At 64.5% G+C, this 22,551-nt stretch carries 19 protein-coding genes; 10 read left to right on the top strand and 9 right to left on the bottom strand.

The genetic code is table 11. The features are described 5' to 3' along the window. The first annotated feature begins 13 nt into the window (after window positions 1-13). Window positions 14-850, top strand: a complete 837-nt coding sequence (locus AC0CMF_RS05485) for an IclR family transcriptional regulator (RefSeq protein ID WP_374628452.1) — start codon at window positions 14-16, stop codon at window positions 848-850. A gap of 11 nt (window positions 851-861) precedes the next feature. Continuing rightward, window positions 862-1,923, top strand: coding sequence for an ABC transporter ATP-binding protein (locus AC0CMF_RS05480; protein ID WP_374628451.1), 1,062 nt, complete (start codon window positions 862-864; stop codon window positions 1,921-1,923). Window positions 1,924-2,232: 309 nt separating this feature from the next. Here the strand turns inward: AC0CMF_RS05480 and AC0CMF_RS05475 are convergent, their stop codons facing one another. The 6 genes from AC0CMF_RS05475 to AC0CMF_RS05450 all read right to left on the bottom strand — a co-directional run bounded on the left by AC0CMF_RS05475 (window position 2,233) and on the right by AC0CMF_RS05450 (window position 9,598). Next, entirely contained in the window at window positions 2,233-3,345 is a 1,113-nt protein-coding gene (locus AC0CMF_RS05475) for a glycoside hydrolase family 88/105 protein (protein WP_374628450.1), read from the bottom strand. A 135-nt stretch (window positions 3,346-3,480) separates the two neighbouring features. Continuing rightward, window positions 3,481-5,013 carry a polygalacturonase PglA gene (pglA, locus tag AC0CMF_RS05470; protein WP_374628449.1) on the bottom strand — a complete coding sequence of 511 codons (1,533 nt, stop codon included), beginning with the start codon at window positions 5,011-5,013 and terminating at the stop codon, window positions 3,481-3,483. A 329-nt stretch (window positions 5,014-5,342) separates the two neighbouring features. Further along, the gene (locus AC0CMF_RS05465; RefSeq protein WP_374628448.1) at window positions 5,343-6,611 is read right to left on the bottom strand and encodes an ABC transporter substrate-binding protein; all 1,269 of its coding nucleotides are present in this window, start codon (window positions 6,609-6,611) and stop codon (window positions 5,343-5,345) included. Between the two features lie 77 nt (window positions 6,612-6,688). Continuing rightward, complete coding sequence (locus AC0CMF_RS05460) at window positions 6,689-7,816, bottom strand: ABC transporter ATP-binding protein (protein WP_374628447.1); 1,128 nt, start codon at window positions 7,814-7,816, stop codon at window positions 6,689-6,691. Then, window positions 7,816-8,712 (bottom strand): carbohydrate ABC transporter permease, encoded by an 897-nt coding sequence (locus AC0CMF_RS05455; protein ID WP_058900094.1) that lies wholly within the window; start codon window positions 8,710-8,712, stop codon window positions 7,816-7,818. Before AC0CMF_RS05455 ends, AC0CMF_RS05460 begins: the two co-directional genes overlap by 1 nt. 1 nt (window position 8,713) lies before the next feature. After that, entirely contained in the window at window positions 8,714-9,598 is an 885-nt protein-coding gene (locus AC0CMF_RS05450; RefSeq protein ID WP_094462933.1) for a carbohydrate ABC transporter permease, read from the bottom strand. Window positions 9,599-9,887: 289 nt separating this feature from the next. Here AC0CMF_RS05450 and AC0CMF_RS05445 point away from each other — a divergent pair, with 289 nt between their 5' ends. The 6 genes from AC0CMF_RS05445 to AC0CMF_RS05420 all read left to right on the top strand — a co-directional run bounded on the left by AC0CMF_RS05445 (window position 9,888) and on the right by AC0CMF_RS05420 (window position 15,969). Further along, complete coding sequence (locus tag AC0CMF_RS05445; protein ID WP_050471795.1) at window positions 9,888-10,781, top strand: AraC family transcriptional regulator; 894 nt, start codon at window positions 9,888-9,890, stop codon at window positions 10,779-10,781. A 396-nt stretch (window positions 10,782-11,177) separates the two neighbouring features. Next, window positions 11,178-12,050, top strand: coding sequence for a glucosamine kinase nucleotide-binding domain-containing protein (locus tag AC0CMF_RS05440; RefSeq protein ID WP_374628446.1), 873 nt, complete (start codon window positions 11,178-11,180; stop codon window positions 12,048-12,050). After that, window positions 12,043-12,783 (top strand): GntR family transcriptional regulator, encoded by a 741-nt coding sequence (locus tag AC0CMF_RS05435; protein ID WP_374628445.1) that lies wholly within the window; start codon window positions 12,043-12,045, stop codon window positions 12,781-12,783. Before AC0CMF_RS05440 ends, AC0CMF_RS05435 begins: the two co-directional genes overlap by 8 nt. Beyond that, window positions 12,783-13,811: an SIS domain-containing protein gene (locus AC0CMF_RS05430; RefSeq protein ID WP_374628444.1), complete on the top strand. Its 1,029-nt coding sequence runs from the start codon at window positions 12,783-12,785 to the stop codon at window positions 13,809-13,811. Before AC0CMF_RS05435 ends, AC0CMF_RS05430 begins: the two co-directional genes overlap by 1 nt. Then, window positions 13,811-14,962 carry an N-acetylglucosamine-6-phosphate deacetylase gene (gene nagA / locus AC0CMF_RS05425; RefSeq protein ID WP_472481147.1) on the top strand — a complete coding sequence of 384 codons (1,152 nt, stop codon included), beginning with the start codon at window positions 13,811-13,813 and terminating at the stop codon, window positions 14,960-14,962. Before AC0CMF_RS05430 ends, nagA begins: the two co-directional genes overlap by 1 nt. 80 nt (window positions 14,963-15,042) lie before the next feature. Further along, entirely contained in the window at window positions 15,043-15,969 is a 927-nt protein-coding gene (locus tag AC0CMF_RS05420) for an NAD(P)H-dependent flavin oxidoreductase (RefSeq protein ID WP_374628441.1), read from the top strand. Between the two features lie 18 nt (window positions 15,970-15,987). Here AC0CMF_RS05420 and AC0CMF_RS05415 read toward each other — a convergent pair whose 3' ends face one another. The 3 genes from AC0CMF_RS05415 to AC0CMF_RS05405 form a co-directional block, all read right to left on the bottom strand. Continuing rightward, on the bottom strand, window positions 15,988-17,181 hold the full coding sequence (locus AC0CMF_RS05415; protein ID WP_374628439.1) for an MFS transporter: 1,194 nt from the start codon (window positions 17,179-17,181) through the stop codon (window positions 15,988-15,990). Between the two features lie 131 nt (window positions 17,182-17,312). Continuing rightward, a complete protein-coding gene (locus AC0CMF_RS05410) occupies window positions 17,313-19,460 on the bottom strand; it encodes a DUF294 nucleotidyltransferase-like domain-containing protein (RefSeq protein WP_472481145.1) in 2,148 nt (715 codons plus the stop codon). Beyond that, the gene (locus tag AC0CMF_RS05405) at window positions 19,457-20,086 is read right to left on the bottom strand and encodes a hypothetical protein (protein WP_050471787.1); all 630 of its coding nucleotides are present in this window, start codon (window positions 20,084-20,086) and stop codon (window positions 19,457-19,459) included. Before AC0CMF_RS05405 ends, AC0CMF_RS05410 begins: the two co-directional genes overlap by 4 nt. A gap of 246 nt (window positions 20,087-20,332) precedes the next feature. Between AC0CMF_RS05405 and AC0CMF_RS05400 the strand changes: the two genes are divergently transcribed. Continuing rightward, entirely contained in the window at window positions 20,333-20,605 is a 273-nt protein-coding gene (locus tag AC0CMF_RS05400; RefSeq protein WP_050471786.1) for a DUF4212 domain-containing protein, read from the top strand. Between the two features lie 13 nt (window positions 20,606-20,618). After that, window positions 20,619-22,478, top strand: coding sequence for a sodium:solute symporter family protein (locus AC0CMF_RS05395; RefSeq protein ID WP_472481142.1), 1,860 nt, complete (start codon window positions 20,619-20,621; stop codon window positions 22,476-22,478). Window positions 22,479-22,551 lie beyond the last annotated feature (73 nt).

The following is a 22,551-nucleotide window of genomic DNA, read 5'->3' as shown; positions in this document are numbered from 1 at the left end:
GGTTTGCAAGACGATGAGCACGAAACAGCCAAAGGCGGATGGGCCCGGCATCAGCGGGGCGGATGCGGAGCAGGGCGGTGATGGCACCGTCGGCAAGGCTCTGGCCGTGCTGGATCTTGTGGCGCAGGCGGGCCGCCCTGTGCGCTTTACGGATATTCTGGCCATCAGCCCCTATCCGAAGGCCACGCTTTACCGCCTGCTGCAGACCCTGACCCATCAGGGCATGCTCGCCTATGACGCGGACAGCCAGAATTATGCCCTGGGTGTGCGGCTTGTGCGGCTTGCCCATGCGGCCTGGTCGCAGAGTTCTCTGGCACCTCTGGCACGCCCCTGGCTCGACAGGCTGTCGGCAGAGCTGGGCGAAACCCTGCATCTGGCGCAGCTGGATCAGGGGCAGGTGCTTTATGTGGACAAGCGCAACGCCGCCCGGCCGGTGGAAATGTTCAGTCAGGCCGGCAAGGTGGGGCCTGCCTATTGCACCGGTGTTGGCAAGGCCATGCTCGCCTTCCTGCCGGAGGCGGCAAAGCAGCAGGCCGTTGCGCGCCAGTCCTTTTACCGTTTCACGCCGAAGACCCTCGGCTCGCGCGAGGAGCTTCTCGCCGAGCTTGAGGAAATCCGCAAGAGCGGCCACGCCTTTGACCGGGAGGAGCACGAGCCGGGCATCATCTGCCTCGCCGTGCCGGTTCTGTCGTCGGGTGGCAGCGTGCTGGGCGCGCTTTCGGTCACATCCACAACAACCCGGAACAGCCTCGACGGGCTGGAGCAACTGGCCCCGCAGCTCAAGGCCTGCGCCTGCGCCATTGCTGCAGACGTGGAGGCCTGGCGGTTTCCGGAACGCAAGCAGATCTGAGGGAGGAATCCATGTCTGGCGTCTCGTTCGAGAACGTGGTCAAGAAGTTCGGCGAAGTCGGTGTCATCCACGGGGTGGACCTGACCATCGAGCATGGCGAATTCTGTGTTTTCGTCGGCCCCTCGGGCTGCGGCAAGTCCACGCTGCTGCGCATGGTGGCGGGGCTGGAAAGCACCAGTTCCGGCGCAATCCGGATCGGCTCGCGTGATGTGACCGCCCTTGACCCGGCCGAACGCGGCGTGGCGATGGTGTTCCAGACCTATGCGCTCTATCCGCACATGACGGTGGCGGAAAACATGGGCTTCGGCCTGAAGATGACCGGCCATCCCAAGGCGGAAATCGAGGCGAAGGTGGCGGCGGCCGCGAAGATCCTGAAGCTGGAGCCGCTGCTGGCGCGCAAGCCCAAGGCGCTCTCCGGCGGCCAGCGGCAACGCGTTGCCATCGGCCGCGCCATCGTGCGCGGGCCGGAGGTCTTCCTCTTCGATGAGCCGTTGTCGAACCTTGATGCCGAACTGCGCGTCGAGATGCGCGTCGAAATCGCCCGTCTGCACCGTGAGATCGGCGCGACGATGATTTACGTCACCCATGATCAGGTCGAGGCGATGACGCTGGCCGACAAGATCGTGGTGCTGCGTGCCGGGCGCATCGAACAAGTCGGCAAGCCGCTCGATCTCTACAACGACCCGGACAATCGCTTCGTCGCGGGCTTCATCGGCTCACCGGCCATGAATTTCCTCGACGCCAGCGTCAGCGGCGAGGGGCTCAAGGTTCCGGGGCTTGGCGATGCCATCTTTGCCCGTCCGGCGGTGGCGGTTGCCGATGGCCCGGTCACCTTCGGCCTGCGCCCGCAGCATCTGCGCATCGAGCGCTCCGGCACCACGCACAAGGTGGACATGGTCGAGGCGCTGGGCGGCGTTTCCTACGTGCATCTGATGGCCGCCAACGGCAGCAAGCTGATTGTCGAGCAGCGCGAGGACATGGGCCTTCGTGCAGGCGATCAGGCCGGTATCAGCTTCGATCCGGCGCAGGCGATGTATTTCACGGCAGATGAGGCAGGCAGACGGATCAGGTGAGGGGAAGAGAATGTTTTTCATGAAAGACCTCCTTCCTCTCAGCTCCGTCATGCCATGACTTGATCATGGCATCCATGCCGTTACCTCTCGCTTTTCACCTGCTGGAGATTGAAGGCGGGTCCTTGGAGTGAGTATTCAGAGACCGTTTTTATGGATAGATCAGGGAATGGATGCCATGATCAAGTCATGGCATGACGAAGCATTATAAGCTTGTGAGTGGATGTCCTTCCGGGAAGCCGGCAAGACCAATGCCGCCTCTCCCAAAAACAAGGGCCGCAATCGTTTGCGGCCCTTTTGTGATTCTGTCTGTCAGCTCGCAGCCCGCCGCGCTTCTGCGCTGGCTGAGGCGAGCCGTTCGGCATAGGCCATCATCAGCGCGCCGGTGCCCTTGTGGTCGTCGGGGCGCAGGGGCTCGCTGAGGTAATAGGCGGGGGAGCCGTCGCGCACACGGCCGCCGAAGCCGCCGAGACCGGCCATCTCGCAGACATTCTGCAGACGGATGATGCCGTCATCCCCGGCGTAAAGCTGGGTGGTTTCGAGGCTGGCAAGTGCCTTCAGGCCGGGCGCCGCGAACTGGTGCCCCAAACCCAGCCTTGCGGCCTTCATCAGCGCATAGGCGAACATGGCGCTGGCCGAGGATTCTTCGTAGTTTCCGGAAAGCTCCGGCTGGTCGATCACCTGCAGCCACAGCCCGCTTTGTGGCCGGGCAAGGGCGGCGATGCGGGTGAGCAGGGCGGACGCCCGCTCTGGAAGCCCGGATGAGGCGGCTTTTTCCGGCCCAATGAGGCCGGTCACATCCACCAGAGCCATCGTCAGCCAGCCAAGGGCGCGGGCCCAGTGGGCGCGGGAGAGGCCGGTTTGCGGATCGGCCCAGCCCTGCGCCCGGGCTTCATCGATGGCATGGGCATAGAGGCCCGTTGCCGCCACGTGGGTCAGGTCCAGCGCGCGATTGAGCTGCGCGAGGGCGTCCTCCACCAGGTCCGGCCTGTTGCGGGAGAGGCCGTATTCGATCTGGAACGGCAGACCCATGTAGAGGCCGTCGAGCCAGACCTGCTGCGGATAGCGCTTCTTGTGCCAGTAATTGCCGCCGTCCGTGCGCGGGTGACGGGTCAACTGCCCGGCCAGATGCTCGATGGCAAGGCTCCAGTGGGCACCGGGGGCTGCCTTTTCGAGGAAGAACAGCACGCGCCCGGCCAGAATGTGGTCGATGTTGAACTCATCCTGTGTGTAGCCTGTGAGCGCGCCATCCTCGCCAACCTGCGGTCCGATCAGCCGCAGCAGCTCATCCCGCCAGATCTCCTGCGGCTGCTGGTCATGCAGCAGCGCCAGCCCGCGGTAGACACAGCCGTCCTCGTAGCACCAGCTGCCGTCCTTGGCGTAGGTGTAGCGGGCGAGATATTCCTTGAAATAGCGCGGGGTCATCGGGCCGTCCTGACTGCGAGGGAAAGCATCCGGGCACAGCATCCGTGTCCGTCTTTCCGGTTGGAAGTGTCATGCAGGCCATCCGGCGCTGCGAAATCTGTGGCCAGCCTTCGCGGGGCTGGCGGGAAGGGGCAGCTAGGCCGCCGGGCTGGCGCGGGCAGGGCGCTGGCGCAGGTCCTCTACATGCGCGCCCTCGAACACCAGATCCTCGTGGCGCATGGGCGGCACATGATCGGCCATCACCGGCACGTCCGCTTTCGCCGCAGGATCATAGGAGGCTTCGACGCTGGAGATCCGGACAGGTCCCATCGGCGCTTCGGGCAGGCCGAGGAAGACGCCAAGCGCCAGACGCAGGTTCGTGACCTTGATGTTCTCGATGGTGATCGCGCCAATGGACGGCGTTTCGCCGGTGACGGGGTAAGGCTTGCGGGACTGCACCAGGTCCGAGTGCCCGTCCGCATCGCAGAAGTAGAAGGCATTGGCGGCGAAGGCCGTGTCCACGCCGTCCATGTCGCAGTCGGAGAAGCGCACATTGCCGACCGCCCCGCCGCGCCCGCGCCGGGTCTTGATCCTGAGGCCCCGGTCCGTCTGGCGGAAGCTGCAATGCTCCACGGTCACATCATGCACACCGCCCCCCATTTCAGAGCCAATGACCAGACCGCCGTGACCACGTTCCATGAGGCAGTTGCGGACGGAAACATTGCGGGTGGGGGCAAGGTGATCGCGCGCGCCGCTTTCCGGCTCCGGCTTGCCGGCCTTGATGGCGATGCAGTCGTCGCCGACCGAAAAGTGCACGCCCTCAATCCGCACGTCCTCACAGCTTTCCGGGTTGAGACCATCTGTGTTGGGGGAGTCGGACGGGTTCCAGATCCTGAGGTCTGACGCGGTCACGCCATTGCAGAACAGCGGGTGCACGGTCCAGGAGGGGGAGTTGCGAACCGTGATTCCTGCCAGCGTCACATGGGTGCAGCGGCTGAGGAAAAGCGTGCGCGGGCGCCGCGCGCCGTTGCGGGTTTCCTTCGGCCAGCTCCACCAGCCGCCTTCCGCACCGCCGCCATCAAGAAAGCCTTCGCCGCAGATGGTGAGGTTATGGCAGCCGCTGGCGGTGATGAGGCTGGCGTAAGCTGCTTCCGGCACGCCCTCCCAGCTGGACAGGGGCAGGCCGTCTTCATCGCGGGCAGGCAGAATGGGCCAGTGGCTGCGGTCATGGATCGCGGCAAGGCCTGCATCTGCATCGATCTCAAGGGTCATGCCGGACTTCAGCATGAGCGGCGAGGTGCGGTAGGTGCCGCCGGATATGCGTAGCGTGCCGCCGGAGGGCGTTGCTGCAATCGCCCGGGCAAGGGCAGCGCCGTTGTCCGCAAGGGCCGGGTCGGCGCCATGGTCGCGGGCGTCGACCAGACCGAAGCACTTCGGCATGGGGATGGCCAGAGGCTCTGCGCCTTCAATGGCAAGAACATAGTCTGCGCCGGGTGTAAGGCCGAAAATCGAGAACACCGCCCGGTCGGTCATCCCTTGCCGTATTTCGCCGCTGCCCTGGTCCGTCAGAACCCAGGCAGCAGGCTCCGGCAGGTGATAGCGCGCACCCGGCACGTGATAGCGCAGCGTGATGTGCCGCGGGGAAATCGCGCTGAGGCAGAGGGAGCCGGTTGCGGGTTCGGTAGACATGGCGGGCGTATTCCTGCGTTGTGGAGGCCGGGAGACCTGATGCCTCCCGGCAGTTTTTGGGATGGAGCGCGGCTTTACCGGCGGCCGGAGCTTTTTCCGAAGCGCCCGCCGTCTCGCCGCAGCGCCCCTCTCCCCCCTTGAGGGGGAGATGTCTGCGTCAGCAGACAGAGGGGGGGTATCAGCGCTTCAGCAAGGCTCTGCTTCTCGTATGAATGGACAGTCCGCCACCCCCCTCTGCCCCCTTTCGGGGGCATCTCCCCCTCAAGGGGGGAGAGGAGTTGGAGCGTGACTGGCAGTCCAGGGGAGCTAACTCCCGGCGGCATTCCCCCTCAGGACCGGAACTTCTTCAGGGCTCCGTTGATGCCGTCGATGATCTCTTCGGCTGCGGTCTGCGCATCGATCTGGCCGTAGGCGAATTCCTCCAGAGCGTCGATGAAGATGCTGCGGACTTCCGGGTGCTCGTTGAAGGGGGAGACCGTCGGGCCGGCGCCTGCGGTGACGATTGCGTTGGCGACGATCAGTTCCATCTCGGTCGAACCGGCATCAGCCAGAGCCTTGGCGGCCGTCTTGCTGGCGGGCAGGCCGCGCGAGCTGCCAAGGGCCTTGATGCCTTCCGGCTCGTTCAGAAGGCAGTTGACGATCTGGGCGGCCGCCTGCGGGTTCTTCGAGTTCTTCGAGATCGCAAACACCATGGAGGGCTTGCGGTAGACGCCTTCGGTCTTGGCGTCCGGGCTGGTCAGCAGCTTGACGGCCTCAAGCTTCTGGCCCTCCTGCAGCGGGTCAGCAAACTTTGAATAGGTGGAATCCCATTCATAGGAGCCTGCGATCCGGCCGTCGGCCCACTTCGGGCTTTCAAACAGGTTGATGTTACCCTCTGCCGCCGCATCCTTCTGCGACATCACCACGCCGCCTTCGACCATCTTGCCGTAGAAATCGATGGCCGCGGCCAGCTCTTCCGGCGTCCATGCGACGGTCGTTGTCTCCGGGTCGATCAGGTCCTTGCCCGTCGCCTGAGTGGCGCGCAGCGAGACGAGCAGAACGGCCGTCTCCTTGATGGCGTTCATCGGATAGGCGTCCGGGCCAATCTTTTCCTTCAGCACCTTGGCGGCGGCGAAGAGATCATCCCAGGTGGCGGGCAGGGGCAGCCCGGCCTTCTGGAACGAGGTGGTGTTGAAGAAGAACACGCGGCCCGTGGTGGAAACGGGCAGGCCGTTCAGCTTGCCGTTCATGCTGCCCGACGCCAACTGGTCTTCCGTCCAGTTGCTGAGGTCGATATATTCGCTGAACTCGTTCAGGTCGGCGAAACCGTCGCCCTTGATCGAGAACAGCGGCAGCCAGGGCCAGTTCACCTGCATGATGTCGGCTTCCGTGCGGCCGGCGATCTGCGTCATCAGCTTCTCAAGGTGCCCGTCAAAGCCGGTGAACTCCGGCGCAATCGTGTGGTCGTGCTTTTCGCCGCAGACTTTCAGCGCTTCCTGCGTCGCCTTGTGGCGGCTGTCCCCACCCCACCAGGACATGCGCAGGTCTGCCGCCAGCAGGGGCGTGGCAAAGGTCGAGGCGAGCGCAAGGCTCACAAGGGCAGTTGCTGTCTTTCTCATGGTTTTCTCCTCCCGTTTTCCACCGGAGCAGGGCGTCTGAACCGCGCTCCGGAAAGGCTTGATCACTTGCTGCGGCCTCAGCCGAGCGGGGCCAGCGAGACGTTCTCGCCGCTGTCCGCATCGAAGATGTGCAGGTTGCTCTCGATGGGCCGCACCGCCACCGCATCGCCGCGCTTCAGGCCCTGCGGTACCTCCGCCGCAGGAAGCACGGCCACCAGCGTGGTGCCGCCAAGGTCGATGTGCAGGTTCATTTCATGGCCAAGGAACTCGATGGTCTGCACTGTGCCCGTTACGGCATTCTCCGTGCCGGCGGGCAGCAGGCCGAGATGCTGCGGGCGCATGCCGAGGGTGACGGACCCGGCCTTGGCCGTCAGGCGGCGGGCGAGCTCCGGCCCGAAGCCGAGCGTCTGGCCAGCCAGCGTCAGCGTCACCCCATCGCCGCTGCCGCCGAGCGTGGCAGGGACGAGGTTCATTTCCGGCATGCCGATGAAGCCGGCGACGAAGGCATTGGCGGGCCGGTTGTAGAGCGTGTGCGGATCGGCCACCTGCATGATGTGGCCGTCCTTCATCACGCAGATCCGGTCACCCATGGTCATGGCTTCGGTCTGGTCGTGGGTGACATAGACCACTGTCGAGGACAGGCCGTTTGCCTTCAGCTGCTTGTGCAGGTCGGTGATGCGCACCCGCATGGAAGCGCGCAGCTTGGCGTCGAGATTGGACAGCGGCTCGTCGAACAGGAAGACTTCCGGCTTCTTGATCAGCGCCCGGCCCACGGCCACACGCTGGGCCTGACCGCCGGACAGCTGCTTGGGCAGCCGCTCGAGCAGCTGGCCGATTTCCAGAATGCCGGACACCTCGTCCGTGGCCGCATCGATTTCCGCCGTCTTCTTCTTCTGCAGGCGCAGGCCGAAGGAGAGGTTCTTCTTCACCTTCATATGCGGGTAGAGTGCGTAGTTCTGGAACACCATGGCGATGCCGCGCTTGCCCGGGGGCAGGTCGTTGACGGTCTGGCCGCCGATGCGGATGGCACCGCCCGTCACCGTCTCAAGGCCCGCGATCATGCGCAGGGTGGTGGACTTGGCGCAGCCCGACGGGCCAACCAGCACCATGAACTCGCCGTCCTCCACGTCCAGGTTGATGCCATGGACCGCCTTGAAGCCGCTGCCATAGACCTTTTCCAGGTTCTGGATCTGCAAACGTGCCATTAGCCTTTCACCCCACCGCTGGAGATGCCTTCAATGAAATGTTTCTGTGCGAGGAAGAACACGACGAGCGCGGGCGTGATCGCCAGGACCGACATGGCCAGAATGCGGTTCCAGTCGAATGCTTCCGAGGTGTCGATGGACAGTTTCAGCGCCAGGCTGATCGGGTACTTGTCGATGGAGGACAGGTAGATCAGCGGGCCGAGGAAGTCGTTCATCGTCCACATGAACTGGAACAGGCAGACCGATATGAGCGCCGGGGCCAGCATGGGCACGACGATATAGACGAGCACCTGCAGGGAGTTGGCGCCATCGACGCGGGCCGCCTCTTCCATGTCGCGCGGGATCGCCCGCAGGAACTGGATCAGCATGAAGACGAAGAAGGCGTCTCCCGCAAAGGCCGAGGGCACCCACAGCGGCAGGTAGCTGTCGAGCCAGCCGAAATCGCGGAACAGCAGGTACTGCGGGATGCGGGTCACCACATTCGGTAGCAGCAGCGTGGCGATCAGCGTGACGAACAGGATCTTCTTGCCCGGAAAATCGAAGCGGGCAAAGCCGTAGGCCACAGCTGTGCAGGACACCGCCGTGGCGATGACCTTCGGGATGATGATCCAGGCCGTGTTCAGGAAGAAATGGCCGAAGGTGTAGGGCGTTGATGTCTGCCAGCCCTTGATGTAGCCATCAAGGGTCGGGTTCTGCGGCCAGAACCCGGCGCTGGAGAAGATCTCGGAATTCGGCTTGAACGAGGCCCCGATGAGCCAGATCAGCGGGTAGAGCATCAGCACGCCGACCAGCGTCAGCAGTGTGTAGCGGATGATCGCAGAGACCCGCTGGCGGCGTTGCTGGCGGGCGGCAAAGGCGGCCGCGCCTGCATCGGGGGCGACGAAGGACGGGGACATCTCAGCTCCTCTTGTCGCCGGCGTAATAGACCCACTTCTTCGAGGACCAGAAGGCCACGAGGGTCAGCGCCATGATGATGATGAACAGGACCCAGGCGACAGCGGAGGCATAGCCCATGTCGAACTTCTTGAAGGCCAGCTCGTAGATGTAGAGCGGCAGGAAGTAGGTGGCCTTGAGGGGGCCGCCCTGGGTGATGATGTAGGGGCCGTTGAACTCCTGAAACGCCTGGACCATCTGCATGACCAGATTGAAGAAGATCACCGGCGTGATGAGCGGCAGGGTGATGTGCCGGAAGGTGGACCAGGGGCCCGAACCATCGATGGCCGCTGCCTCATAGAGCGACTTGTCGATGGACTGGAGCGCGGCGAGGAAGATCACCATGGCCGAGCCGAACTGCCACATGCGCAAGAGCGTTATGGTGAAGAGCGCATTAGCCGGGTCGCCGAACCAGTTGACCGGACCAAGCCCCACCACCGCCAGCGCCATGTTGACGAGGCCTTCGGTGGAAAAGAGATAGCGCCACAGCACCGCGATGGCGATCGAGCCACCCAGAATGGACGGCACGTAATAGGCCGTGCGGAACAGGTTGATGGCTTTCAGCTTGTAATTGAGGATGACCGCGATGAAGAGCGCAAAGGCCAGCTTCAGCGGCACCGTCAGCCCCACGTAGAGCAGGGTGACATTCAGCGAGCGGGTGAAGGTGCGGTCACGGGTGAACAGCTTTTCGAAATTGTCCATCCCGACCCAGTTGGGGCTGCTGACGAGATTGTAATCCGTGAAAGCGAGATAGAGCGACGCGCCGAAGGGCACGGCCGTGAACAGCAGCAGGCCGAAGACATAGGGCGTGACATAGGCCAGGCCGAGGAAGCGGTTCTCTCCACCCATGTCAGATGGTCTCCGCTCTGGTTGTGGCCCGATTTGCAAGACCTGACGCTGCATCTGCTGCCGCAAGAGCGGTCAGATTCGCGCCGGAACAGGCTGTTCTGATAGGGTTTTCTGATGTTTTCAAATGCCGATCCGGCGAAGGGGCAAGGCTGCGCAAGGACGCAGGGCTCCCGCCCGCAAAGCCGCCTCCTCCCATGGTGCGTCTCGCAAGGGTTGCGATAGTCATTTTGTGACAGAGACGATATTCTAACCGGCAAGCTGGCCGAAATTGACGGACTGAAATAAAAAGATGGACAAAAACGTAGGTGATGTGCTCGCCGGTCTGTCGCCCGCCGCGCTGACGCTGGCTCTGGCCCGTTCAGCCATCAAGATGCAGCATTCGCGCGCCTGGCGTGTCGACAAGTCCAACGCGGTGCATGATCTTGTGATCTGCCTGACCGGGTCTGCGCGCTATGAGCTCGACGGGGTGGAACAGTCGCTGGCGCCGGGCATGGCCATGCTGATCCCGGCCGGCAGCCGCTTCGTCGGCGAGTCGCTCTCGGACGAGCTTTACACCGGTGTCGCCCAGCATTTCACGCTGACGCTGTTCGGCTCGGTGGATCTCATCGGCCAGATGAATCTCCGGCCCGTCGCCGCCTTCCGCCAGTGGGAGGTGATCAGCGCCATGGTGGCGCATTACCGCGACATGGCGCCGCTTTCGATGACGACGCTGGCGCAGCATCACCTCTTCATGGTGATCCTGCTCGCCTATATCGAGAGCGCGTTTCTCGGCTGGAAGGAAGGAGCGGGCGGGGCGCTGGACAGTCCCGATCAGCTGTCGGTGCAGATCATGCTGGTGGCGGCCCGCATCGCCGCCGATCCCTTGAGCGCTGCCGCGCTGGAAAAGGCGCTCGGCTCCGTGCCTTTCAACGGCGATTATTTCCGCCGCGCCTTCCGTGCCCGCATCGGCCTGACACCGCAGAAATTCCAGGAGCGCAAACGCATGGAAATGGCCATGAACCTGCTGTCTTCCGGCCGCAAGGTGAAGGAAGTGGCGGCCATGGTCGGCATCGCCGATCCCTACTACTTCTCCCGCCTGTTCAAGAAGCACCTCGGCGCCAGCCCCTCCTGCTACCGCCTCGACAGCCGCGACGGGCCGGACGAGGTCTATGTGGATGATCCGGAGATTCTGGTGATTGATTGAATTGGTAGGGACCGGATTGAGCGGGATGTGAGAAACTACGCGGATCGCCGGGGGTGTCTGGAGCTCTGCTTTGCGGCATTTCATCTGCCCTGCTTCCTCTCCATCGTCATCCCGGACGGAGCGAAGCGGAGATCCGGGACCGGAGAGCCAAGGCCTCTCGCCTGCTTTAATCCTTTGAAAAATTTATGCTGTGGCTCACCGGTCCCGGCTCGCGCTACGCTTGGCCGGGATGACGATGGAAAGGGAATGCCGGATGGAGAGGTCTCTGGCTGCTCTCCGGCTGGCACTGATGATACATCGACTGCCGGGTTCGCCGATCATCGGAAAACACCTCCCCACCTTGCCTTTGGTATTATTTTGGTATTATCTCAACTCATCAAATCTGGAGACGGCAGCATGTATCTTCTGGGTGTGGATGGCGGGGGAACCGGGTGCCGGGTGCGGCTGGCGGCGGCGGATGGCACGGTGCTGGGGGAGGCTTCCGGCGGGCCGGCGAACATCGTCAGCAATCCGGAACAGGCCCGCGCCAACATTCTGGCGGCTGCTGATACGTTGCTGGCACCGGTGCTGGGCCGGAGTGTGATAGATGCCGAGGCGCCGCTGCCGGTCTGTGCCGTGCTTGGCGTTGCAGGGGGCGGGGTGCCTGCGGCAGCGGACTGGCTGCGGGAGCGGCTGCCCTTCACCACCGTCCGCGTCGTCAATGACGGCATTGCCGCGATAAGGGGCGCGCTCAGGGGCGGCGACGGCATTCTGGCGGCGATCGGCACCGGCTCCATCTTCGCCGTACAGCGGCAGGGCGTCATCCGGCAGGTGGGCGGCTGGGGCTTTTACGTGATGGGCGACGAGGGCGGCGGTTCCTGGCTCGGCCGCCATGCGGTGCTGCGGGCGCTGAAGGCCATCGACGGTTTTCATCTCATCACGCCCTTCCTGCGGGACATTCTGGAACATGGCGGCGGGGCGCAGGCGATTGTTCGCAACGCGCCCTCAACGCGCCCGGACGAATTTGCGGCGCTGGTGCCGCTCATTCTGGCGGCAGCGCGGGCGGGTGATCCGGCGGCTGAGGCGGTGCTGGCGGCCGGTGTGGCTGAGGTTCGCGCCGCGATTGCCCTGCTGCAGCAGGGCGGCGAGGTGCCTGTGGTGTTCCTCGGCGGGCTGGGTGTGACCTATGCCAAGGCGCTGGCCGGTGAGTGGCCGCAGGCCCAACCGCTGGGCTCGGCACTCGACGGGGCCATGTGGATGGCGGCGGAGGATCTGGCCGCGCATGGATGACGTCTTCACGCCTGTTGCCGGAGCAGGCCCGCTTTATGCCGTGCTGCAGGGGCGGATCGAGGCGGCTATCCGCGAGGGCAGGCTGAAGCCCGGTGACAGCCTGCCGGCGGAGCGGGAAATTGCCGCGCGCACCGGCCTCAGCCGCGTGACCGTGCGCCGCGCCATTGCCGATCTGGTGCGTCAGGGGCTCCTGGTCCAGCGGCGCGGTTCGGGCACCTATGTGGCCCGTCCGGTGGAGCGGTTCGAGATGGGCCTGTCGCAGCTCACGTCCTTTTCGGCCGACATGGCCCGGCGCGGGCGCGATTCCAGCTCGCAGATCCTCTCCGCCGCAACTGGCCCGGCAGCGCCCGAAGAGATGATGGCGCTGGGGCTGGGCGCGGCGGAACAGGTGGCGCGGATCGAGCGCGTGCGCTGGTCCGGCGGCATGCCGATGGCGCTGGAGCGCTCGGTTCTGTCTGCCGAAGTCCTGCCGGACCCGTCAGCCATGGGCGGCTCGCTCTATGCTTACTTGCGCGCCCGGGATCTTCTGCCCGTCCGTGCCGTGCAGCGCATGTCGGCGGTGAACCTGACGGCGGCCGAGGCTGACCTGTTGCAGATGGCGCCCGGCGCGGCAGGACTGAAGATCGAGCGCGTGGCTTATTTGCCCGGCGGCAAGGCGGTGGAATTCACCCGCTCCCTGTTCCGGGGCGATTCCTATGATTTTGCCGTTGAGCTGAAGGCGGGAGACGCATGATGACCAGCACGACCCACATGGCCCGCGAGGTCGCCGAAATTCCCGTAGCCGCCGAGCGTTTCCTGCGTGAAGCCCGTGACAGCATTGCAGCGGCTGCGGCGGCGCTGCGGGAGCGGGATCCGGCTTTTCTTGTCACCGTGGCGCGCGGCTCGTCCGATCACGCCGCTTCCTACCTGAAATATGCGGTGGAACTGCAGGCCGGGCTGGCGGTGGCCTCGGTCGGGCCATCCATCGCGTCCATCTATGGCCGCACCTTGCGTCTGAAGGGGGCGGCGGCCATCGGCATTTCCCAGTCAGGCCGCAGCCCGGATATCGTCGAGATGCTGCGCCGGGCGGGTGGGGGCGGGGCGCTGACCATCGCCATCACCAACGATGCCGCCTCGCCCATGGCGGAGACGGCGGATCATTCCCTTGCGATCTGCGCCGGGCCGGAGAAGAGCGTCGCTGCCACCAAGACCTATGTCACTTCCGTTCTGGCCGGTCTCGCGCTTCTGGCCGAATGGCAGAGAGATACCGCGCTGCGCGAGGCAGTCGCCCGCTTGCCGGAGCAGCTTGCCGCCGCGCTGCAGCTGGACTGGACGCCCCTGTCCGACCGTCTGGTGCGGGCGCAGTCGCTCTATGTGCTGGGCCGCGGGCCTCTCCTTGCCATTGCCAATGAAATGGCGCTCAAGTTCAAGGAAACCTCCGGCCTTCACGCCGAAGCCTACAGTTCGGCCGAAGTGCTGCACGGCCCGGCGGCGATTGCCAGCGGCCGCTTCCCAGTGCTGGCGCTTGGCGTTGACGATGCCGCGCTGCCTCATGCGCGGGCAACGGCGGAGCGGCTGGCGGGGCAGGGGGCGGATGTGTTCGCAACCGGCTTTGATGCGCCCGGCTGCAACCGCCTGCCGGTTCTGGACGGCGTGCATCCCCTGACAGCGCCGCTGCTGCAGATCGCCGCCTTCTACCGGTTTGTGGAAGGCTTTGCCCTTCGGCGCGGCTTCAATCCGGATGTGCCGCCCCATCTCAACAAGGTCACGGAAACGCACTGATGCGGACAGTTCTTCACGGCGCCCGGATTTTTGACGGCACCCGCCTGCGGGAGGGGATGAGCCTTGTCCTTTCCGGTGAAACAATCGAGGCGCTGGCGCCGGAGGCGGAAGCGCGGTCGCTGGATGGCTCCCATGTGGAACTGCCCGGCGGTATCCTGTCCCCCGGCTTTCTCGATCTGCAGGTCAATGGCGGCGGCGGGCTGATGCTGGATGGCTCTGTGGACGAGGGCAAGCTGACCCGCATTCTCGATGCCCACCGCCATCTGGGCACTGCGGGCCTGCTGCCGACGCTGATCACGGACACGCGGGAAGCCACACGGGCGGTGATCGAAACCGGCATCCGGGCGGCGCGCAAGCAACTGCCAGGGTTTCTCGGCCTGCATCTGGAAGGCCCGCATCTCGATGTGCGGCGCAAGGGTGCTCACGACGCTGCGCTGATCCGCCCGATGGATGACGCCGATCTTGAGCTTCTGTGCGATGCCGCCCGCCATCTGCCGGTGCTGATGATCACCATTGCGCCGGAGGCGGTGCGGATGGACCAGATCGTCCGGCTGAAGGAAGCCGGTGCCATCCTCAGCATCGGCCACAGCGATTGCGCCTATGAAACGGCGCTTTCGGCCTTCGACCATGGCGTCACCTGCGCAACGCATCTGTTCAATGCCATGAGCCAGCTAGGCAACCGGGCGCCGGGGCTGGTGGGGGCCGTGCTGGACCGGCCAGTGGCGGCCGGTATCATTGCCGATGGCGTCCACGTCAGCGCGCCGGCCCTGCGCATCGCCCTTGCGGCGAAGCAGGACGAGGGACTGTTTCTGGTGACCGATGCCATGGCCGTGGCCGGGACGGAGCTTGACAGCTTCACCCTCGGCGGGCGGAAGATCCTGCGCCGTGATGGCCGCCTGACGCTGGAGGATGGCACGCTGGCGGGGGCTGATGTCAGCCTGCCGCAGGCGCTGCGTTATCTGAATACGCATACGGACCTGCCGCCGGAGGCGCTGCTCGCCATGGTCACGAGCCGCCCTGCAAAGGTGGCGGGGCTTGGCGCCAGCCATGGTGCGCTGGCAGCGGGCCGCCGCGCCGATGTGCTGCATCTGACGGATGATCTCAGCCTTGCCACCGTCTGGCATGGCGGCGCTCTCCTCCAAAGGGAGTAGGGTGAGGTGCAGTCATTCCCTTGACGTAAACGGAAATCCGCAGCACTCTCGCTCTCCCATCCGATGCGAAAGGTGCTGCCATGCCGTTGCCCGCAAGTCTCCAGGGCCGTCTCCAGATCCCGGCGATTGCCTCGCCCATGTTTCTGGCGTCCGGCCCCGATCTGGTGGTGGAAACCTGCAAGGGCGGCATGATCGGCACGTTTCCGGCGCTGAACCAGCGCACCACGGAAGGCTTTGCCGCCTGGCTCGAGGAGATCGCCTCGCGGCTCGACGGCGTGGAAGGTGCTGCGCCCTTCGGCATCAACCTCATCGTCCACCGGTCCAATTCCCGTGTCGAAGCAGATCTGGCGAAGACGGTGGAGCACAAGGTGCCGTTAGTCATCACCTCGCTGGGTGCGGTGAAGGACGTGGTGGATGCGGTGCATTCCTATGGCGGGCTCGTCTTCCATGACGTGATCAACGCGCGGCACGCGGAAAAGGCGGCGGCTGCCGGGGTGGATGGCATCATCGCGGTCGCCTGCGGCGCGGGCGGCCATGCAGGCACGCTCAATCCCTTTGCACTGATTTCCGAAATCCGCTCGGTCTGGTCCGGCACGCTGGTGCTGGCCGGTGCCATCAACACCGGCGCGCAGGTGCTCGCGGCCCGCGCCATGGGTGCCGACATGGCCTATCTCGGCACCCGCTTTCTGGCGACGCAGGAGGCGACGATCGAGCCGGACTTCAAGAACATGATCGTCGAAAGCGATGCCAGCGATATTCTCTATACGCCCGCCATCAGCGGCGTGAATGCCAACTTCCTCAAGCCCAGCATCATCCGCGCCGGGCTCGACCCGGACAACCTGCCAGCAGCGGGCAAGATGAACCTCGACCATGAAGCCAAGGCCTGGAAGACCGTCTGGTCCGCCGGGCAGGGGGCTGGCGGCATTCACGACATTCTGCCCGCAGGGGACCTCGTGGCGCGGCTGATCCGCGAGTATGACGAGGCGAAACGGATGATCGCCGGCTGACGGGCTCTGTACTGCAGCTCAGATTGGCTCGGCTTTCGCCATGAGGCGGACCAGCGCCAGCACCGACACCGTGGAGACGAGCGCTGCCAGCACGAGGGCGGCAAGAGCGGCGGATGTGCCAAGCTGCTCCTTCAGGAAGATCACGGTAAAGGGCGCCGCTGCGGACAGAACCATGCGGATGCCCGAGAGCGTGCCGGTGCGCCGGCCATAGCCTTCCGGCCCGAAATAATGCAGCGGCAGCATGCCCCGGACGATGGATGTGAGGCCCTGGCCGGCACCATAGGTGATGGCAAAGGCAAAGAGCAGGACTGGCGCCGGCGCGAACACGGTTCCGGCGAGAAGCACAAGCCCCAGCGTCAGGGCAAAGGCGGCGATGACGGCGGTCGCTGGCGGTGAAAACAGGTTGCGCCGGAGATATTCAATCAAACGGGCGGCCACCTGCGAGGGGCCGATGCAACTGGCCGCCGCGATGGCCGTCGCCGTTGCAAAGCCAAGGTCGCCCAGCAGCACCAGCAGCGCCGCTCCGACGGCGGACATGACGAAGCCGCCGCTGGCAAAGCTGATGGCCAGAAGCGCCATCGGGCGGGGACCCGGCCGTGGAGGGGCCGCCTGCAAGATCTGCGGAGCCTGAGGAGGGGAAGAGGAGGCCAGCGGCTCCGGCCGGTCCGGCTGGCCCTGTCTTCCCTTCGGCCCCTGTCTTCCCTTCGGCATGGTCAGGTGAATCGGCAGTGCGATGACGAGGTTCATCGCGGCCAGCACCAGATAGACCTCCCGCCAGCTCATCAGCGTCAGCAGCCATTGCAGCAGCGGCCAGAACAGGGTGGAGGCAAAGCCCGCGATCAGGGTGACCAGGGTGATTTCGGCCCGGGCATTGCGGCCATAACGCTGTGCAAGGGCCGCAAAGCCTGCATCATATTGCACGGCAATGGCCACGAATTCGGCGAGCAGGGCGATGACGATGAATTGCCAGGCGTTTTCCATCACGGAAATCAGGGCAAGGGTCAGTGCCGCAAAGACCGACCCGAGGCTCATCACCGGTCGGGCGCCATATCTGTCGATCATCCGGCCAATGACGGGGGCGGACACGGCCCCGGCCAGCAGCCCGGCCGAGAAGATCGCAAAGACGAAACTCTCCGTCCAGCGGAACGCGCGGGCTATCTCGGGCGCCAGAACGGAGAAGGAGTAATAGAGCGTTCCGTAACCGATGGTCATGGAAACACCCAGACCAAGGGTCGAGGGAGAGATTTTCATGAGAGCCGCGAATAGCCGAGTCCTGTTTCGCCAGCATGACAGCGGTCCATGCCGGCGTCACCTCTCTTCAGAGCCAGGGGCGGCTGTAAAACTCAGATCCCCTGCAGCAGGTCGCGCAGCATGTGGGTGATGAGGTCGATGCGGCCGAGGGCTTCGCGCAGTTCATCCTGATCCCGGTGGTTCAGCCGCGCAACTTCCACCCGGTTGCACGGCGCGATGCCCGCTTCCAGATCGTTGATCTGCTGGGTGAGGATCAGGCGGATGAGGAAGCCGTGGATATTGGCGAGGATTTCCGCGTCTGCCTGCGAGCGTCCGGCGTGATGTGCGGCCTGCAGGATACGTTCGGGCGTGGAAAGGGCCGTCACCCCGTGGCGCAGCGCAATCGCCCGGGCCCCGGCGACGATGGGTAGAAGCCCGCCGGACTTGAGATCGACCCGCCCCTGATCGTCCTTGCGGATGCGCCCGAAGAGGCCCAGCGGCGGGGCATGCGAGGCGGCGGTTTCGCCCAGGGCCCTGACCAGCGCAAGCGAGCCGCGCGCGGTATCCGCCGCAAAGTGGCGCAGGGTCTCCGCCAGCCGCGCGCCGGTGCTGCCGGACACATGGGCGGGGGTGAAGTCGTAGAAAATATCCACATTGAGCAGCGCCTGCGGAGAAGGGTGATGGGCCCATTCCTCAACCTGGTGCTGCCATTCTCCCAGGCGGCGGCGCCACTGGCTGTTGCGCGCCATCACACCGCCCTTGCAGTAGGGAATGCCCGCCCGGTCAAGGATCTCGTTCAGCCGTGTCGCAAAGCGGAAGAACCAGTCATCGGGCGAGGTCAGGTCGCCGGTGTAGTCATCGGCAATCAGCAGGGCATTGTCCTGATCGGGGGCCAGCATGCTTTCCCCGCGTCCGCCGGAGCCCAGCATCAGCACCGCATAGGCGGCGGGGGCAGGGCCCGCCCCGGCAGCCTCCAGCTCGGCTTCGGCTATTTCGGCGGCGCGGGCGGTCATGGCCTTGTTCTCGGCCGAGATGATGGCGCAGACCTGCCGCGCATCCTGCCCGTCGGCGAGAAGCCCGGTTGCCAGAGTGGGCAGGGCGGATTGCACCTTGGCAAGATCGCGCGGGCGCCCGGCCATAGCGATCTCGTCGCCCACGGTGAGTGTTGCCAGCGCCCGCTCGCGCAGGAGCGTGCGCAAGGTGAAAATGCCGGCCAGACGTCCGCCGTCATCGCTCACCCCGAGATAGCGCAGGTTCTTGCGGGCCATCAGCCCGAGGGCGCGGTAGAGAAAGGTGTCTGCCGGGGCGCTGATCACCGGAAAGCTCATCAGGGCGCCAACCTTCAGCTTGCCCGCTTCCGCACCGCGCGCCGCCAGCGCATGCAGCACGTCGCGTTCGCTCAGGATGCCCGGCTCTCCGCCCTCCCGCGTCACGATCAGGCAGCCAATGTGGCAGGCCGCCATCAGCTGGGCGGCACTGTGCAGATCGGCGGTCTCGCTGATCGAAATCGGCGGGCTGCTCATCACGTCGCCCAGCCGGTTGCGGTAAAGATAGCTGTCGATGGCCCGCTGGGTGCCCTGCTTCAGGGCGAGGCGGGAGAAGTCGTGCTGTTCGCGCGGCCGGTCGAACCAGCCGGCTTCCTCCTGGCGGGCAATCAGGCTTTGCGGCTTGCGGCAGAGGTTTTCGGCCTCCGCCAGCGTGCGGATGCCGCTGGCCAGCAGCCGGTTCTGCAGGCCCGCATAGACGTGGGCCGTCGCCATCGCATCGCCCAGCGCCGTGTGGCGGCCCTCAATGGCAATGCCGAGACTGAGGGCAAGGCTGTCCAGCGAGGTGTCGATCAGGGCGCGGTCGAGGCCGGCGACGATCAGCGCCACATCCAGCGCCTTGGGCTCTGTCCATTTTACCCCGTGCCGTTCCGCCTCGTGACGCAGAATGGCCAGGTCGAAATGGATGGAATGACCCACCACCACCGCATCGCCGATGAAGGCGGCCAGTTGCGGCAAAACCTCGGCAATGCCGGGCTTTCCGGACACATCCGCATCAGACAGGCCATGGATGCGCCGGGCGACCTCCGGGATCGGCATATGCGGGTCAACGATGACGTTGAAGACCGCCTCGTCCTGGATCTCCTGGCCGTAGAGCCGGACAGCCCCGATCTGCACCACCCGGTCGGAACGCACATCCAGTCCCGTGGTCTCGGTGTCGAGGACCACGGTGTTGAGTGCGATGAGCGGCGTGACCGGGCTGACGGGCTGCTTCAAGCGGCCTTCTCCCCGGTGAGGGCGCAGAGCTGCCGGGCAAAGGCAGGAAGGTCGATCCGTTTGCGCAAGGTGGCCTGATAGTCGATGAAACGGAAGGCCACGTTGTTGACCACCATCATCTTGTCCGCTGCGCGCACATCATCGGTGATGGGGGCATGCTGCAGCAGCCGCAGCGCCGTCGCCGTGGTGATGGCGTCGGGCGAAAGCGGCGTCTTGTCCATCAGGTGGGCAAGCCGGGCGTCAAACTCTGCTTCCACATCTCCCCAGCCCCGGTCCTTGCGGTGCTCCGGCAGGTCTTCGCTGGCCAGCACCTCGCGGTAGAGGCGGGACAGGATGGCGGCCCGCTCCTGCGGCGGCGCCGGCAGCAGGGGGCGCACCTCCGCCTCGATGATCAGGATGATATCCTGCGCTGCAACGGCAAAGCCTTCCCATTTGCAGATCTGCAGCGCGAATCCGAAATCCGCATCCTGGAAAAGTTTCGGCCCTGCCAGCAGCGAACGGGCCCGCAAGTAGGAGTAGCTGGCACCTTGCGCCAGGAAGGCGGCGCCTGCCCGGATGGCTTCCACTGCGGAAGCCCAGTCTGAACGCTGCCGTTTCGGCAGGATGGATCCAATGAAATCAAGCACTTGAATGCGATCCTCCCGTGTTTCAGCTATTGTTTACCTGCTGAATTAGTCTTTAGGATAACTTCACATGATGAGTGTGAAGGGAATAGTCTCAAGGTGCAAGTATCTCCGCACTGCAATATAGAAAATTGCTGCTCTTGCGAAAAGCTTGAAGTATTAGACTTTAGTCTAGGGGAATATTGCGTGAGGGGTACGGGCCGTTCCGGCATGCTGGCTGTGGCGGCCTCTGATGCGTTTACGGGAGGAATGACCTTGACCGACAAGCTGCCGCCGGAAGTTGCAGCAGCCCACTGGAGCAAGACACGCGGTCTCATGTGGACCACGCTTGCGATCTGGGCTGTCTTTAGCTTCCTGATCCACATCTTCGTAACGTCGCTGAACAGCGTCGTGATCCTTGGGTTCCCGCTCGGCTTCTACATGGCTGCGCAGGGCTCGCTCATCATCTTCGTCGTGCTGATTTTCTGGTTCTCAAGCCGCCAGAACGCCATCGACGAGGAATTCGGCGTCGCCGAAGACTGAGGGGGGCTGCACCATGGCATTGAGCATGAAAGGTGACTTCACCGACAACCTCGGCAAGATCTATTCGGTCTATGTCGGCGGCTTTGCGTTCTTCGTCGTCCTGATGGCCATTTTCGAGGCGCTGGGTGTTCCCGACCGCTTCATCATGTGGAGCTACATGGCGGCGACCATCGGCATCTATGCCTTCATCGGCATCATGTCGCGAACGGCGCAGGTCTCGGAATATTACGTCGCGGGGCGCTCCGTTCCGGCCATCTACAACGGCATGGCGACCGGCGCCGACTGGATGTCCGGCGCCAGCTTCGTCGGCATGGCCGGCACGCTCTTCGTGCTGGGCTATGACGGTCTTGCCTATGTTCTGGGCTGGACCGGCGGCTACGTGCTGGTGGCCGTGCTTCTGGCACCCTACCTGCGCAAGTTCGGCGCCTACACGGTTCCGGACTTCCTCGGCACCCGCTACGGCGGCAACGCGGCACGCCTCGTCGGCATCGTCGTGCTGTTCGCCTGCTCCTTCACCTACATCACCGCACAGGTCTATGCCTCCGGCATCATCGCCTCGCAGTTCCTGGGCATTGACTTCCAGTACGCGGTGTTTGCAGGCCTTGCCGGCATTCTCGTCTGCTCCATGCTGGGCGGCATGAAGGCTGTGACCTGGACGCAGGTGGCCCAGTACATCGTGCTGATCGTGGCCTATCTGCTTCCGGCCGTGTGGATGTCGACGGTGCAGTTCGGCATTCCGCTGCCGCAGCTCACCTATGGCGGTGCCCTGACCCAGATTGCCGAGTACGAGGCGATCCTTGGCGTTGCCAAGGCGCACGTGGCACCCTTCGTCAACCTGACGCCGCTCGACTACTTCAGCCTGATCTTCTGTCTGATGGTCGGCACGGCCTCTCTGCCGCACATCCTCATGCGCTTCTTCACGACGCCGACGGTGCGTGAAGCACGCAAGTCGGTGGGCTGGTCGCTGTTCTTCATCTTCCTGCTGTACTTCACGGCACCGGCCTACGCTGCCTTCTCGAAGTTCAACCTGATGGGTCTCTTCGTCGGGGCAGGGGCGGAAGCACAGTATCAGCTGGCCTATTCCGCCATCCCGGCGTGGATGCTGGAATGGGGTTCGATCGCCGGCCACCAGCTGGTGACGATCTGCGGCGTGAAGGCTGAAACGATCGCAGCCATCCAGACGGCCTGCGAGGCCAAGGGCTTTGCCAACGGCTTCCCCTATGGCGAACTCCGGCTCAACAACGACATGATCGTGCTCTCGACCCCGTCGATTGCCGGCATGCCGGTGTGGGTTGTCGGTCTCGTCGGTGCCGGCGGCTTCGCTGCAGCCCTGTCGACCGCCGATGGCCTGCTGCTCGCCATCGCCAACGCCCTGTCCCACGACGTCTACTACAAGATGATCGATCCGAAGGCCGACGCAAAGCGCCGCCTGATGATCTCCAAGATCCTTCTTGTCGTCGTCGCTCTGGCTGCTGCCTTCCTGGCACGCACCAAGCCGTCGAACATCCTGTCCATGGTGGCCTGGGCCTTCTCCATCGCCGCTGCGGGGCTCTTCGCGCCGCTGGTGCTGGGCGTCTGGTGGAAGCGTGCGACCAATCTGGGCGGTATCATGGGCATGATCGCCGGCTTCGGCGTCACCATGTACTACCTGATCGGCAACGTGTACGGCTTTGACTTCGTCAAGGGCACGGGCGACGAGATCAGCTGGTTTGGCGTCAAGGCCATCTCGGCAGGCATCTTCGGTGTGCCGGTGGCCTTCGTCGTCACCTATGTGGTGTCGCTGGTCACGCCTGCCCCCAGCCAGGAGATGCAGGACTTCGTTGACCGCTTGCGTCTGCCGAAAGGCGGTACCATGATGGTCTCAGGGCACTGATCTGCCAAAAGAGAAGATGGCGCAGGGTCTTTGGACCCTGCGCTTTTTTTGTCTCTGCCGCTCGCCTTTGCGG

It is taken from the genome of Pannonibacter sp. CBAS1226, from assembly GCF_055685825.1.
This window is presented reverse-complemented; position numbering and strand designations above follow the sequence as displayed.